Genomic DNA, 15,605 nt, shown 5'->3' on the forward strand with positions numbered 1-15,605 from the left:
CCCTCGTGCCAAGGGCATGCGAGGGGTGGCGCGTCGGTCTGTCACGAACGGGGCGAGGCCCGCTCAGCCGACGCGCCCGCCAAGTACGAGAATTCGGGTGCGCATGGCAACGACCTTCCTCCCGTCAAGGGTCGACTGTCAAGCAGGTGGGACGACAGTCTCGCCATGCGGACCCGCTCCCGGACCTGCGGCGGCTCGGTGTTCGGGCAGGTCGGGGCCACCGTGGTGAGGTGCGACACGTCCCGGCGCACCCTCGCCGCCGCCACTCGTACGGGCGTCCGCGGCGAGGAAGGCCCGCCGCGCCGCGAGGGCGCCGACCGGTCTCGGCAGCGGGTAGGAACGGCGGGCCAGCGCGCGTCTCAGCCGGGTCTCGTCCAGCGGCGGGGCGAAGGCCGAACCCTGGCCCTGCCGGCAGCCCAGTTCCTGCAGCACGGCCATCTGGCGGGGCAGGTCGACGCCCTCGGCGGCGGTGACCAGCCCGAGGTCGCGGCCGAGCCGCAGGGCGTGCCCGGCGAGGGTCCGGCTGAGCGGGGACTCCCCCAGGTCCTGGACGAGCGTGCGGTCCAGCTTGAGGCCGTCGAACGGCAGCCGGGCGAGCGCGCCGAGCGAGCCGTTGCCGGCCCCGAAGCCGGCCAGCGCGGTGGAGACGCCGAGCATCCGCAGGGCTCCGAGCCGGCGGCCGAGCTCGTCCGCCAGGGTGTCCGGCCCCATCCGGGCCACCTCGATGACCAGCTGGCCGCCGGGCAGCCCGCTGTCGCGCAGCGCCGCGACCACCGCCTCGTACAGGCCCGGCGCGCAGAGCCGCTCGGCGGAGAGCCGGATCGAGACCGGGACGGGCGGCGGCGCCGGGCGACCCCTGAGCGGCAGGCCGCGGCGCAGTGCGGCGGCGGTGACCGCCTCGCGGATCAGCCAGCGGGAGAACCGGGTCGCGGCGTCGCCGTGCTCGGTGGAGCGCAGGAACTCGGCGGGGGTGAGCAGCAGACCCTGGGCGGAGCGCCAGCGGGCCTGCGCCTCGACCCCGGTGACCACACCGTTGGCGAGGTCCACCACCGGCTGGTGGAGCAGGGTGAAGCCGCCCTCCCGGACAGCCGCCCGGAGCCGTTCGTCGAGTTCGGTGCGGCGCTCCAGGTCGGCGCGCATGGCGGGGGTGTAGAGCACCACCCGGCCCTTGCCCTCGGACTTGGCCCGGTACATCGCGAGGTCGGCGTTGCGCATCAGCTCGTCGGTGGCGGCGCGCGGGTCGGCGGCCGGGCCGCGTTCGGGGGTGCCGAAGGCGATGCCGATGCTGGCGGCCACGCTGAGTTCGACGCCGCCGATCCAGTACGGCTCGGAGAGCGCCGTCCGCAGCCGGTCGGCGAGCTCCTGGACCTGGAGGCGGCCGAGCGGGCCGCAGACCAGCGCGGCGAACTCGTCGCCGCCGAACCGGGCGACGGTGTCCCCGCAGCGGACGGCGGACTGCAGCCGGCGGGCGGCCCGGACGAGCAGCTCGTCGCCGACCTGGTGGCCGGCGGTGTCGTTGACGGCCTTGAAGCCGTCCAGGTCGAGGAAGAGCACCGCGACCCCGGCGCCCGCCTCGTCCTGCTGGCTGCGGGTGGCGAGGGCGGCGCGCAGGCGCTGGGTGAACAGCGCCCGGTTGGGCAGGTCGGTGAGCGGGTCGTGGAAGGCGTTGTGCTGCAACTGGGCCTGGAGTATCACGCGTTCGGTGACGTCCCGGCTGTTGAGGATCAGACCGTCGCGGTACCGGTCGACGGTCGACTCGACGTGCAGCCACTCGCCGTCGCCGGAGCTGATCCGGCACTCCACCCGGGCGGCGGCCGGTTCGGCGCCGCCGGGGTCGCGGTGGGCGGCGAGCCTGCCGCGGGCCAGGAAGCGGCGGACCTCCAGCAGCACCCGGTCGACGTCCTCGGGGTGGATCAGGTCGAGCAGGTTGCCGCCGACCAGCTCCTCCGGGTCGCGCCCGTAGACGCCGAGCGCGGCCGGGGAGACGTAGGAGAGCACGCCGTTGGCGCCGGCGATCATGATGACGTCGCTGGAGCCCTGCACCAGGGAGCGGAAGTGCGCCTCCTTGTGGGCGAGTTCCTGGGCCAGTGAGAGGTTGTCGAGCAGCATGATGCCCTGCCGCAGGATCAGCGCCAGGCCGACGGTGCAGGCGGCCGAGGCCACCACCCGGTCCAGCGACCGCCCGCCGAGGGCGTTGTAGAGGATTCCGGCGGTGCAGACGGCGGCGGCCGCGTACGGGGTGAGCGCGCTGAAGGTGGTGGCGACCCGGCGCCGGGGCAGTCCACCGAGCGCCGGGTGCTCGCGCAGCGGGCGGCGCCACCGCGGGGACCACGGCGCCCAGGCGAGCAGCAGGCTGCCGGCGAACCAGCCGGCGTCCAGCAGTTCGCCGGAGTGGTAGCTGCTGCGCAGCTCGGGCGAGGTGAACAGGGCGTCGCAGAGCACCGTGACGGCGAGGCCGACCATGGCGGTGTGGACGGCGGCCCGGTTGCCGTCCCGGCCGCCGAAGCGCAGCCCGACGACCAGCGAGACCAGCAGGATGTCCAGGACGGGGTAGGCCAGGTTGAGGGCCAGCCGGAGCGGGGAGCCGTCCTCGCCGGCGGCGGTGCGGCCGAGTGCGAGGCTCCAGCTGAGGGTGAACAGCGAGCCGGCCACCAGCCAGCCGTCCAGCAGCAGGCAGAGCCAGCCGGCGGCGGTGCGGGGGCGTTGGGCGAGCACCAGGACGCCGGTGATGGCGAGCGGGGCGAACAGCAGGAAGGCGTACTCGGCGAGCGAGTTCGGCGGCAGCGGGGTCCGCTCGACCAGCTCGTACCAGCCCCAGGTGCCGTTGCCGAAGGCGACCATGAGCGAGGAGAGGCCGAACAGCAGCCAGGCCGGGCGGGCGTGGCCACCGACCGTGCAGCTGTACGCGAGGCAGGAGAGCGCGGCGGCGAGGGCCGCCGCGGCCAGACCGAAGTCGCCCATGAAGACGGCGATCTGGTGCGAGCCCCAGCCGAGCGCCGCACCCAGGGCGTAGGCGAGGCAGAGCACGCCGAGGGCGGCGCCGGGCAGGTTGCGGCTGTGGAGCGCGCGGCGGGCCGGCCCGAACCGGCCGGCCGCGCCCGGAACGGCGGGGCGGGCGGCGGCGGCGGCCCGGTCGGCGGCCGGGCGGTCGACGGCGGCGTGGTCAACGGCCGGGCGGTCGCGGGCGGGCCGGTCGGCGGCGGGGAAGCGGTCCCGTTCCGGCCGGCCGGCGGTGGGCGGCCCGGTCGCGGGCAGGTCGGTGTCCGGCACCTCCGGCCGTCCGGCTCCGGGCAGCACCGCGTCGGTGGGGCTCACTCGGCCTCTCCCCCTCCGGCCCGGGGCCTGGCGCCCCGGCCACGGACCACCGGCCGCACGCCTGGTGGCCGTACGCGGTGACCTGGCGCCCCGTCAGGGCGGTGGCCCAGGGGGTGGGCGGCCTGCAGGCCGGCCCGCCGCACCGATGTTCCCGGTCGGGACCCTACACCACTTCGGTCACTCAATGACACGCACACTCAACGTAGAGTAATGGCGCGGAGGTGGGGAAATACACTCGATTCCGACGAAACCGGCCGGTTGGCGGGGGCGCGCGGGCAGGGGCTCACGCGGCGCGCACGGGAGCACACGACAGTGCCCGACCGGCCACCGCCGGAAGGCGGCGGTACCGGTCGGGCATCTGCGGGGTCGGGCGGTCAGCGGCCGGCCGGGACCAGGTCCTCCGGAAAGAGCCGCAACCGGTGCGCCAGCGCGGCCGCTTCGCCCCGACCGGCCACCGCGAGCTTGCCGAGGATGTTGGACACGTGCACGCTCGCGGTCTTCGGCGAGATGTACAGTTCCTCGGCGATCTGCCGGTTGGTGCAGCCCCGCGCGAGCAGACGGAGCACGTCCCGCTCACGGGGGGTGAGGCTGAAGGAGTCGCCGATCGGGGCCGCCGGAGCCGGGGCGGGACGGCGCACGGTGAGCGCCAGACCGGCCCGCTCGGCCAGCGCACAGACCTCCGCGCCGAGTCCGGCGTCGGACCGGGCGATCGACAGTTCCCTTGCCTCGCGCAGCAGTTCGACCGCAGCCTCGCGGCGGCCGGCCAGCACCTCCGCCTCGCCGGCCCGCAGCAGCGCGAGCGCCAGCGGGTACGGCAGCCCGGTCGGGCGCAGCGCCTCGATCGCGGCGGCCCAGTGCGCCGGGGCGTCCGCCCCTTCCGCGCGGGCCAGCTCGCCCGCCAGCAGCCGGGCCCAGCCGCGGTGCAGCGGCGCGGTCGGGGTCAGCCCGGCGGCGACGGCGGTGATCCGGGCCAGCACCGCGGCCCGGCCGGGGCCGGCCTCCGGTAGGCCCCGGGTGTCCGCCTCGGCGGCGGCGCCGTCGACCAGCAGCGGGTAGAGGTCGGCGAGGTAGCCGCACCGGAGGTCCTCGTCCAGGGCGGCGAGCAGCTCGGCGCGGGCGTCCAGCGGGCGGCCGGCCCCGACCGCGATCCGCAGCGCCAGCCGCGCGATCGGGACGGAGTGCTGGAGCTGACCGACCCGGTTGGCCGCCCTGGCCTGCGCCAGCATCGCGGCGGCGCCGGACAGGTCACCGCGGAGCAGGGCGAGTTCGCCGCGCATCCGGTCCAGGAACTCGGCGTGGGTGCCGGTCGAGCCGAGCAGGTCGCACTCGGCGAGCACCCGCTCGGCCTCGTCGATCCGCCCGAGGTCCATCAGCGCCTCGACGAGGTTGCCGGTCAGGATGGCGCCGATGTTGCGCTGCAGGCCGTTGCCGCGCGCCGACTCCAGGCCCTCGCGGGCCAGCGCCACCGCCTCCTCGGCCCGGCCGAGCCCGCGCTGCATGGAGGAGAGGTTGTTGATGCCGCGCAGCAGGACGTCCGGTGCGCCGATCCGCCGGGTGGCCTCCACCGCGGCGGTGAGCTGGGCGACCGCGGCGTCCGGGTCGGAGTCGAGGTCGTTGCGCAGTCCGCTGAGCGTCATCACGGCGTGCTGCTCGACGGCGTGCGCGCCCACCTGGCGGGCGATCCGGACGGCCCGCTCGGCGAGCTCGACCAGCTCGGGCCGGGGGTTGGAGAGCATCCCGCTGCCGGCGCCGAGCGCGAACACCTCCGCCTGGACGGCGGACGCCGGCAGGTGCTCGACCAGCCGGTGCGCGTACGCGATCTCCTCCTCGTCGCCGGAGCGGCGCAGGTGGCCGAGCATCCGGGCCCGGTTGATCCGGAACCAGGCGGCGCGGGCCGGGTGTTCGACCTCGTCGACCAGCTTGAGCGCCCGTCGGGCCAGGCTCAGCCCGCGCTCGCGGTCGCCGGTGCGGCGGGCCGCGACGACCGCCTCGGCCAGCACGTCGATCAGGTTCAGCCGGTCGCAGCTCTCGTCGTGGGCGTCGGCGTCGCAGGAGCACGGCGGGTAGGTCTCGGCCCAGTCGTACGGCCGCAGCGTGCCGCCGAGCACCTCCTCGGAGACCTCGTCCCAGAGTTCGAGGGCCCGCTCCAGCATCCGCAGCTGTTCGGCGAAGGCGTTGCGCCGCCGGGCGGCCCGGGCGGCGTCCAGGGCCGTCGGCAGGGCCCGGGCCGGGTCGTGCGCGTGGTACCAGTAGTTGGCCAGCCGGGCCGGCCGGGTGTCGCTGCCGACCAGGTGCGGCTCGGCCTCCAGGGCCTCGGCGAACCGGCGGTTGATCCGGTGCCGTTCACCCGGCAGCAGGTCGTCCGAGACGGCCTCGCGGACCAGCGCGTGCCGGAACCGGTAGCCGTCGCCGTCGGTGTCCGGGCGCAGGATGTTGGCGCCCACCGCCTCGCGCAGCGAGTCGATCAGCTCCTCCTCGTCGTCCAGGACGGCGGCGAGCAGGGCGTGTTCGACGTAGGAGCCGCCCTCGGCGGCGATCCGCAGGACCCGCTGGGTCTGCTCGTCCAGGGCCTCCACCCGGACCAGCAGGATGTCCCGCAGCGAGTCGGTGAGCCCGGCCGAGCAGCCCTCCCGGACGGAGGTGGCGAGCTCCTCGACGAAGAACGGGTTGCCCTCCGAGCGGCGGTGGATCCGGTCGACGAGCTGACGGTCGGGCGCGGCGGTGCCGAGGATGCCGGCCAGCTGCGCGGCCACCTCGCCCGGCCCGAACCGCTCCAGCTCCATGCGCTGCACGGTGCGCAGCCGCTCCAGTTCGGCCAGGAAGGGCCGCAGCGGGTGGCGGCGGTGCAGGTCGTCGCTGCGGTAGGTGGCGACCAGCAGGACGCGGGCCCGGTGCAGGGTGCGGACCAGGTAGGAGAACAGCTCGCGGGTGGACCGGTCGGACCAGTGCAGGTCCTCCACGGCGAGCACGAGAGTACGGTCCGTGCCGAGTCGTTCGAACAGCCTCGCGGTGTGCTCGAACAGCCGGGCTCGTCCGTACTCGTTGTTGGGTTCGCCGTCAGCCTCGCCGAAGTCGGGCAGCAGCCGGGCGAGATGGCCCTCCATCCCCGAGGCGGCGCCCTCGAAGTCGGCCCCCATGCCGCGGTGGAGCCGGCGCAGCGCGGTGGCCAGCGGTGCGTACGGCAGGCCCTCGGCGCCGATCTCCAGGCAGCCGCCGACGGTGGTCAGCACGTCGTCGTCGCAGGCCTGTCGCAGGAACTCCTCCAGCAGCCGGGTCTTGCCGACGCCCGCCTCGCCGCCGATCAGCACGGCCTGCGGCTGTCCCGAGCCGGCCCGTCGCAGCGCGGCCGTCAGGGCGGTGAGCTCCGGATCGCGGCCGACGAAGACGGGACTCACCGATATCTGCTGCATGGCTGCGAGCATGCCATAGAGGTCCTGCACCGGCCGAGCGGTTATCCCGTCCTCCGGACGCCCGGAAGGGGAGGCGCACCCCCGTGTCGCCTCCCCCTCCGGATTCCCTGCGGCACCGGGCTGGTGCCGGTCCGTCAGCATTCGCCGGGACGCACGGCGCGGCGCACGGAGCGGAAGGCGACGTTCGGCCGCCATCCGGTGCGCTTGGCGCCCTTCGCCTGGCGTACCAGCCGCTCGTGCTCGGCCAGGGCCTGGAGTTCCTGCTCGTGCTGCTTGATGAGCTCGTACTCGATCACGGTGTTCCCCTTGTGGGTTTCGGTGTGTCTCTCTCGTTCTGGGGTAAACACTCCTCTCCCAGGGGGGTGGGGCGCATCGGCAGCCTGCCGGATCTTCCGGGCCGTCCGGGCCTTAGGTGCCGGGCCCGGGCGCCCGGCCCGGACACGGCAAAGGCCCGGCCTACCCCTTATGAGGGGTAAGACCGGGCCTGAGGCGTCTAAGTAGACCTTAGAAGGTCTAAGACACCTTAGAAACTCAGGCAGAAGCGCCCAGCTTCTCCAGAATCAGATCCTTCACACGGGCCGCGTCGGCCTGGCCACGGGTGGCCTTCATGACCGCGCCGACCAGGGCGCCGACGGCCGCGACCTTGCCGTCACGGATCTTGGCGGCGATCGCCTCGTTCTCGGCGATGGCCTGGTCGACGGCGGCACCGAGCGCGGAGTCGTCCGAGACGACGGCCAGGCCGCGCTTCTCGACGACCTCGTCCGGCTCGCCCTCACCGGCCAGCACGGCCTCGATGACCTGGCGGGCCAGCTTGTCGTTCAGCTTGCCCTCGGCGACCAGCGCGGCGACCCGGGCGACCTGCGCCGGGGTGATCGGCTGCTCGCTCAGCTCGGTGCCGGTCTCGTTGGCCCGGCGGGCCAGCTCGCCCATCCACCACTTGCGGGCCTGGTCGGCCGGGGCGCCGGCGGCGATGGTCTCCTGGATCGACTCGACGGCGCCCGCGTTCAGCACCGACTGCATGTCCTTGTCGGTCAGGCCCCACTCGGCCTGGAGACGGGCCCGGCGCACCCGCGGCAGCTCGGGGAGACCGCCCCGCAGCTCCTCGACCCACGCGCGGGACGGCGCGATCGGGACCAGGTCCGGCTCCGGGAAGTAGCGGTAGTCCTCGGCGTTGTCCTTGATCCGGCCGGCCGTGGTGCTGCCGTCCTCCTCGTGGAAGTGCCGGGTCTCCTGGACGATCGTGCCGCCGTCGGAGAGCACCGTCGCGTGCCGCTGGATCTCGAACCGGGCGGCCCGCTCGACGCTGCGCAGCGAGTTGACGTTCTTGGTCTCCGAACGGGTGCCGAAGGTCTCGGTGCCGTTCGGGCGCAGCGACAGGTTGACGTCGCAGCGCATCTGGCCCTTGTCCATCCGGGCCTCGGAGACGCCCAGCGCCTTGATCAGCTCGCGCAGCTCGGCGACGTACGCCTTGGCGACCTCGGGGGCGCGCTCGCCGGCGCCGACGATCGGCCTGGTGACGATCTCGATCAGCGGGATGCCGGCCCGGTTGTAGTCGAGCAGCGAGTGCGTGGCGCCGTGGATGCGGCCGGTCGCGCCACCGACGTGGCTGGACTTGCCGGTGTCCTCCTCCATGTGGGCGCGCTCGATCTCCACCCGGAAGGTCGAGCCGTCCTCCAGCTGCACGTCGAGGTAGCCGTCGAAGGCGATCGGCTCGTCGTACTGCGAGGTCTGGAAGTTCTTCGGCATGTCCGGGTAGAAGTAGTTCTTCCGCGCGAACCGGCACCACTCGGCGATCTCGCAGTTCAGCGCCAGGCCGATCTTGACGGCCGACTCCACGCCGATCGCGTTGACCACCGGCAGCGAGCCCGGCAGGCCCAGACAGGTCGGGCAGACCTGGCTGTTCGGCTCGGCACCCAGCTCGGTCGAGCAACCGCAGAACATCTTGGTCTTGGTGCCCAGCTCGACGTGGACCTCAAGGCCCATCACCGGGTCGTACGACGCGAGAGCGTCCTCGTAGGAGACCAGGTTCTTGACGCTCACAGCGTCCCCTTCACTAAAAGTCTTGGAGGTGCCGGCCCGGCCTGTACGGCGGGTACAGGCCGGGCCTCGCGGGCTCGGTCAGCCCAGCAGGACGTCGTCGTCGCCCAGCCGGCGCAGCTCGCGCACCAGCAGGGCGGTGCCGGTGACCAGCGCGGCGGCACCGACCAGGGCGTTGACCAGCTTCAGGGTGTCGTTCTCGCCCCGGGCCTTGCGGACGTCCTTCACCACGGTGATCACGCTGAACGCGCTCGTGCCGATGGACAGCCAGATGCCTGGCTTCGAGTGCTTGAAGCCCTTGGCCTTCTCGATCTTGCTCACAGTGCCGGTGCCTCCTCCAGCAGGGTGTGCCCCCACTTGTCGTTGAGTGCGGCCTCCACGGCGCCGCCCACGCGGTACAGGCGGTCGTCCGCCATCGCGGGTGCGATGATCTGCAGGCCGACCGGGAGATTGTCCTCCGGGGCCAGCCCGCACGGCAGCGACATGGCCGCATTGCCCGCCAGGTTGGACGGAATCGTGCACAGGTCGGCCAGATACATCGCCATCGGGTCGTCGGCGCGCTCGCCGATCGGGAAGGCGGTGGTCGGGGTGGTCGGCGAGACCAGGACGTCCACGCCGGCGAAGGCCGCGTCGAAGTCGCGCGAGATCAGCGTGCGCACCTTCTGGGCCGAGCCGTAGTAGGCGTCGTAGTAGCCCGAGGAGAGCGCGTAGGTGCCGAGGATGATGCGGCGCTTGACCTCGGCGCCGAAGCCGGCCTCGCGGGTGAGCGCGGTGACGTCCTCGGCCGAGCGGGTGCCGTCGTCGCCGACCCGCAGGCCGTAGCGCATCGCGTCGAAACGGGCCAGGTTGGACGAGGCCTCGCTGGGCGCGATCAGGTAGTACGCGGGCAGCGCCAGGGTGAACGACGGGCAGGAGACCTCGACGACCTCGGCGCCCAGCTCGCGCAGCAGCTCCACGGACTCGTTGAAGCGCTGCATCACGCCGGCCTGGTAGCCCTCGCCGGCGAACTCCTTCACGACGCCGATCCGCATGCCGCGGACGTCACGCCGCCTGGCGGCCTCGACCACGGCCGGGACCGGCGCGTCGATCGAGGTGGAGTCCAGCGGGTCGTGGCCGGCGATGGCCTCGTGCAGCAGCGCCGCGTCCAGCACGGTGCGGGCGCACGGGCCGCCCTGGTCCAGGGAGGACGAGAACGCGACCAGGCCGTAGCGGGAGACCGAGCCGTAGGTGGGCTTCACGCCGACGGTGCCGGTGACGGCGCCGGGCTGGCGGATCGAGCCGCCGGTGTCGGTGCCGATCGCCAGCGGGGCCTCGAAGGCGGCCAGCGCGGCGGCCGAACCGCCGCCGGAGCCGCCGGGGATCTTGGAGAGGTCCCACGGGTTGCCGGTCGGGCCGTAGGCGGAGTTCTCGGTGGAGGATCCCATCGCGAACTCGTCCATGTTGGTCTTGCCGAGGATCACCACGCCGGCGTCCCTGAGACGCGTGGTCAGAGTGGCGTCGTACGGCGGGATCCAGCCTTCGAGGATCTTGGAGCCGCAGGTGGTCGGGACGCCCTTGGTGGTGAAGACGTCCTTCAGCGCCAGCGGGACGCCGGCCAGCGGGCCCAGCTCCTCGCCCCTGGCGCGCTTCTCGTCGACGGCCCGGGCGGCGCTCAGCGCGCCCTCGGTGTCGACGTGCAGGAAGGCGTTGACCTTCTTGTCGACGGCGTCGATGCGGTCCAGGTGCGCCTGGGCGACCTCGACGGCGGAGACCTCGCCGGTGGCGACGGCGTTCGCCGTCTCGGCCGCGGTGTAACGGATCAGGTCGGTCATCTCGGTCAGTCCTCCCCGAGGATCTGCGGCACACGGAAACGCTGCTCCTCGGCGGCGGGGGCACCGGCCAGCGCCTGCTCCGGGGTGAGCGACGGCCGCACCTCGTCCGCGCGCATGACGTTGGTCAGCGGCAGCGGGTGGGAGGTCGGCGGGACGTCCTGTCCGGCGACCTCGGAAACGCGGGCGACCGCGCCGATGATCACGTCGAGCTGCTCGGCGAAGTGGTCCAGCTCTTCGGCCTGCAACTCAAGACGCGACAGCCGAGCGAGGTGGGCAACCTCCTCGCGCGTGATGCCAGGCATGCAGCGATCCTCAGGGTGAGTTCTGGTGAGGCCCGGTACCGCCTTCCGGCGGCGCCGGGCCCGGGCAGGAGCGGCCTGTCCGGCGCTCCCGTCCTCTTGGTCTGTGGCCCCCATCCTATGGGGCACGGCCCGGCCACCGGCCAACGAGCGAGGGCGGGCCCGGGTCACCCGGGTGAGCGGGGCGGCTCACTGGGGGCGGGTCGGCGCCCAACTCTGCTGCCCGGGCGCCTGGATCTCCAGTTTCGCGGCCTGGACCGCCTGGATCACCGGCGGCAGAACGTGGGGCACCGGCGGGAGCACCGGGGGCCGCACCGGGTGGATCACCGACGGCAGCTGGACGGCGGGGGCGGTGGTGAGCCGCTCCACCGGCGGCGCGCCGGTGCGGTGCACCCGCAGCCAGGCGGTGGCCTGCTCGGCCGGCAGCGCCGCCGAGACCAGCCAGCCCTGCACGGCGTCCACGCCCATGCGGTTCAGCCGCTCCCAGGTCTCGTCGTCCTCGACGCCCTCGGCGACCACGGTCAGGCCGAGCGAGTGCGCCAGCTCCACCGAGCAGCGGACCACCGCCGCGTCGTGGTCGTCGGCGACCATCCGGGAGACGAAGGAGCGGTCGATCTTCAGCTCGCCGACCGGCAGGCTGCGCAGCCGCACCAGCGAGGAGTGGCCGGTGCCGAAGTCGTCCAGGGACATCCCGACGCCGTAGCCGCGCAGCTCGGCGAGGGTGTCGGCGGCCCGCCGGGAGTCGTCCAGCAGCAGCCGTTCGGTGATCTCCAGCTGGAGCGCGTGGGCCGGGACCTGGTGGCGGACCAGGTGGCCGGCGACCCGCTGGGCGAAGCCCGGGTTGAGCACGTCGCGCGGGGAGACGTTCACCGCGACCTGCACCTGGAGGCCCTGCTCGCGCCAGGTGGCGAGCTGGCCGACGGCGGCCTCCAGCACGTAGTCGGTCAGCCGGGGCATCAGGCCGCTGGACTCGGCCAGCCCGACGAACTCGTCCGGCGAGACCTTCCCCTGGCCGGGCCGCTCCCATCGGAGCAGCGCCTCCAGCCCGACCACCCGGCCGTCGAAGGCCACCTTGGGCTGGTAGTGCAGCTGCACCTCGCCGGTCTCCAGGGCCCGCCGCAGGTCGCCCAGCAGCCCGATCCGGTACGGCGTGTCGGCGTCCTGCGCCTCGTCGTACTGCTCGACCGAGGTACGGCCGCGCTGGGCGTGGCCCATCGCGACGTCGGCCCGGCGCAGCAGCGACTCGGCGTCCTGCGCGTGCTGCGGGTAGACGCAGACGCCGGCGCTGGCCTCCAGGACGAGCAGCAGGCCGTCCAGCCGGATCGGCGCGGCGAGTTCGGCGATCAGCGCCTTGGCGACCTTCTCCAGCGAGTCCGGACAGCCGATGCCGGGCAGCAGGACGGCGAACTCGTCGCCGCCCATCCGGGCCACCATCGGGCGGCCGCGGTAGTGCCGGGGCAGCCCGGCGAAGACGTCGTCGATCGACTCCCGGGTGGCGCTGCCGGCCGCACCGCCGGAGCGCAGCGCCCGGTGCAGGCGGCGGGCGATGTGGACCAGCAGCCGGTCACCGGCGGTATGACCGAGGGTGTCGTTGAGCGACCGGAAGCGGTCGAGGTCGAGCAGGATCAGACCGACGCTGTATCCCTCGGCGTGCTCGGCGATCGCCTCCTGGGCCGCGATCAATAACGCCTGGCGGTTGGGCAGGTCGGTCAGCGGGTCGGTGAGCTGGTCCCGGGCACGGTCCCGGGCGATCCGCCAGGCGGCGACCAGCACGGCCAGCGGAACCGCGAACAGCGGCAGCAGCTCGGGTTCGTAGCGGTAGACCAGGACGGCCAGCGGGATGAGCGGTGCGGCGCCGGCCAGCAGGACTCCGAGCAGCAGGACCGCACCCGCCACCCCCTGCGGCGGGCGTGTGGGCGCACCGCCGGTCGTATGATCCATAAGCCCTGTCCTCCGTCGGGCCCGCCCCGTCAGGCCGCCTAGCGGTGAGGCACCGTACCGGTGCCGGCAGCCTGCCGGGCATGGAGCGGCCCCGCGGAGTCCGGCTCAGCCGGTACCCCCACCCCTGCTGACACTCTGTTGCGCTCCAGGGTATGCGCGGGTCCACCCGACGGGCAGACTTTCGGACAACCGGAAATGCGCCACCGCGCTCCGGTGTCGCACGGTGACACGATGCCCGCTCCCACCGTGCGACACCCGATGACGTTGCATCAGGACGATAACAAGACGGATCCCCGGCCTCCGCGCGCGGGTCAGCCCTCAGAGGGCTCCTCCGCCCCCGGCTCCGGCGCCGACGGATCCTGCCCGGCGGCCTCCGACGCGGGCGCCTCGGCGGGCTCCCCCGCCGCGCTCTCCCCCGCGTCCGCCGCGCCCTCGGCGCCCTCGGCGGCCTCCGCGACCGCTCCCGCGGCGGCCTTCGCCGCACGCTTCTTCGCGGGCGCCTTCTTCACCGGCTCCTCGGCCTCGGGCTCCGGCGGCAGGCCCAGGTGGACCCGCGCCGCGGCCGAGCCCTGCGCCAGCAGGACGTCGAAGCCGGCGTCGTCGAGGACCGGCAGTCCGAGCTGGACGGCCTTGTCGTACTTGGACCCCGGGTTGTCCCCGGCGACCACGAAGTGGGTCTTCTTCGACACCGATCCGGTCGCCTTCGCGCCGCGCGAGGTCAGCGCCTCCTTGGCGCCGTCCCGGGTGTGCCCGGCCAGCGTCCCGGTGACGACGACGGTCAGGCCCTCCAGCGGACGCTCGGCCTCCTCCTCGGGGGCCTCCTCGATGAACCGGACGCCGGCCGCACGCCACTTCTCCAGGATCTCGCGGTGCCAGTCCACCTGGTACCACTCGATGATCGACCGCGCGGTGCCCGTGCCGACGCCGTCGGTCGCGGCCAGCCGCTCCTCGCTCGCCGCGAAGATCGCGTCCAGGTCGCGGAACTCCCGGGCCAGGTCCTGGGCCGCGACCGGGCCCACGTGCCGGATCGAGAGGCCGTTGAGGAAGCGCCAGAGCGGGCGGTCCCGGGCCTTCTCGATGTTGTCGAGCATCACCCCGGTGTTCTTCTTCGGCGCCCCGGCGGTGGTCGCGAAGAAGAACACCTCCTTCTCCTCGCCGGTCTCGTCGTCGAGCTTCGGCATGCCGGTCTTCTGGTCGCGCACCAGGACCTTGATCGGCAGCAGCTGCTCCACCGTCAGGCCGAAGATGTCGCCCTCGTTGCGCACCGGCGCCTCGGCCGGCGTCAGCGGCTGGGTCAGCGCGGTGGCCGCGACGTAGCCCAGACCCTCGATGTCCAGCGCCGAGCGCCCGCCGAGGAAGGCGATCCGCTCGCGGATCTGGGCCGGGCAGAACCGGGCGTCGGGGCAGCGCAGGTCGATGTCCCCCTCGGCCATCGGCCGCAGCTCGGCACCGCACTCGGGGCAGTGCGAGGGCATCACGAACGGCACCTCGCTGCCGTCCCGCACGTCGTAGACCGGGCCGAGGATCTCCGGGATGACGTCGCCGGCCTTGCGCAGCACCACGGTGTCGCCCAGCAGGACGTCCTTGGCCTTCACCACGTCCTGGTTGTGCAGCGTCGCGTACTGGACCATCGAGCCGGCCACCTTGACCGGCTCGGCCAGCACCGCGTACGGGGTGGCCCGGCCGGTGCGCCCGATGCCGATCTTGATCTCGGCCAGCTTGCCGGTGACCTCCTCCGGCGGGTACTTCCAGGCGATCGCCCAGCGCGGGGACTTGGAGGTGGAGCCGAGCCGGCCCTGCAGGGCGATCTCGTCGACCTTGACGACCACGCCGTCGATCTCGTGCTCGACCGAGTGCCGCTGCTCGCCGAAGCGCCGGATGAAGGCGCGGACCTCGTCGAGGGTCCCCACCACCTCGTTGTGCCGCGCGGTGGGCAGGCCCCAGTCGTGCAGCAGCCGGTAGGCGTGCGACTGGTCGTCGATGTCGAAGCCGACCCGGGCACCGATGCCGTGCACCACCATCTGCAGCGGACGGGAGGCGGTGACCAGCGGGTCCTTCTGACGGAGCGAGCCGGCGGCGGCGTTGCGCGGGTTCATGAAGAGCCGGATCATCGCCCGGGGCCGCTTGCCCTCCTTGGCGCGCTCCTCGTTCTCCAGCCGGCGGCGCTCGTTCTCCTCCGCGAAGGAGGCGTTGAGCGCCTCGAAGGCGTCGGTCGGGAAGTAGACCTCGCCGCGGATCTCCACCAGCTCGGGGATGTTCTCGCCCTTGAGCCGGTGCGGGATCTCCTTGATGGTGCGGACGTTGGCGGTGATGTCCTCGCCGACCCGGCCGTCGCCGCGGGTCGCCGCCTGCACCAACTGGCCGTTCTCGTAGGTGAGGTTGACGGCCAGGCCGTCCACCTTGAGTTCGCAGAGGTAGTGGTAGTCGATGCCGGCCAGCTCGGCGGCGACGCGCTCGGCCCAGGCGGCCAGCTCGTCGTCGTCCATCGCGTTGTCCAGGCTGAGCAGGCGCTCCCGGTGCTCGACGGGGGCGAACAGCCCGGTCGGCGCGCCGCCGACCCGCTGGGTCGGCGACTCCGGCGTGACCAGCGCCGGGTGCTCGGCCTCCAGCCCTTCCAGCTCGCGCATCAGCGCGTCGAACTCGGCGTCGCTGACGACCGGAGCGTCCTGCTCGTAGTAGCGGGCCCGGTGGTCCTCGATCTCGGTGGCCAGCTCGGCGTGCCGCCTGCGAACCTCCGCCGGAACGTCCTCCCAGCCCTCGACAGCCACCACCGCAAGCCCTCCGTTAACTTC

General features: G+C 73.6%; 9 protein-coding genes. All 9 read right to left on the reverse strand.

Annotated elements, in window-relative coordinates; translation table 11 throughout:
* Window positions 1-138: 138 nt before the first annotated feature.
* Window positions 139-3,048 (reverse strand): putative bifunctional diguanylate cyclase/phosphodiesterase, encoded by a 2,910-nt coding sequence (locus tag PUR56_RS36890; protein WP_329952215.1) that lies wholly within the window; start codon window positions 3,046-3,048, stop codon window positions 139-141.
* Between the two features lie 641 nt (window positions 3,049-3,689).
* Complete coding sequence (locus PUR56_RS36895; protein ID WP_329952173.1) at window positions 3,690-6,737, reverse strand: helix-turn-helix transcriptional regulator; 3,048 nt, start codon at window positions 6,735-6,737, stop codon at window positions 3,690-3,692.
* Between the two features lie 122 nt (window positions 6,738-6,859).
* Window positions 6,860-7,021, reverse strand: a complete 162-nt coding sequence (locus tag PUR56_RS36900; protein WP_329882931.1) for a hypothetical protein — start codon at window positions 7,019-7,021, stop codon at window positions 6,860-6,862.
* Window positions 7,022-7,256: 235 nt separating this feature from the next.
* Window positions 7,257-8,765 carry an Asp-tRNA(Asn)/Glu-tRNA(Gln) amidotransferase subunit GatB gene (gene gatB / locus PUR56_RS36905; RefSeq protein WP_329882932.1) on the reverse strand — a complete coding sequence of 503 codons (1,509 nt, stop codon included), beginning with the start codon at window positions 8,763-8,765 and terminating at the stop codon, window positions 7,257-7,259.
* Window positions 8,766-8,843: 78 nt separating this feature from the next.
* The gene (locus PUR56_RS36910) at window positions 8,844-9,083 is read right to left on the reverse strand and encodes a hypothetical protein (protein WP_329882933.1); all 240 of its coding nucleotides are present in this window, start codon (window positions 9,081-9,083) and stop codon (window positions 8,844-8,846) included.
* A complete protein-coding gene (gatA, locus tag PUR56_RS36915; protein WP_329952174.1) occupies window positions 9,080-10,573 on the reverse strand; it encodes an Asp-tRNA(Asn)/Glu-tRNA(Gln) amidotransferase subunit GatA in 1,494 nt (497 codons plus the stop codon). The genes PUR56_RS36910 and gatA overlap by 4 nt, the downstream gene beginning before the upstream one ends.
* A 5-nt stretch (window positions 10,574-10,578) precedes the next feature.
* Window positions 10,579-10,875: an Asp-tRNA(Asn)/Glu-tRNA(Gln) amidotransferase subunit GatC gene (gene gatC / locus PUR56_RS36920; protein WP_035845952.1), complete on the reverse strand. Its 297-nt coding sequence runs from the start codon at window positions 10,873-10,875 to the stop codon at window positions 10,579-10,581.
* 186 nt (window positions 10,876-11,061) lie between these two features.
* Complete coding sequence (locus PUR56_RS36925) at window positions 11,062-12,813, reverse strand: putative bifunctional diguanylate cyclase/phosphodiesterase (RefSeq protein ID WP_329952175.1); 1,752 nt, start codon at window positions 12,811-12,813, stop codon at window positions 11,062-11,064.
* 311 nt (window positions 12,814-13,124) lie between these two features.
* Window positions 13,125-15,581, reverse strand: a complete 2,457-nt coding sequence (ligA, locus tag PUR56_RS36930) for an NAD-dependent DNA ligase LigA (protein ID WP_443034615.1) — start codon at window positions 15,579-15,581, stop codon at window positions 13,125-13,127.
* Window positions 15,582-15,605 lie beyond the last annotated feature (24 nt).

The sequence above is a fragment of the Streptomyces sp. BE303 genome, from assembly GCF_036290945.1.
GTDB lineage: Bacteria > Actinomycetota > Actinomycetes > Streptomycetales > Streptomycetaceae > Kitasatospora.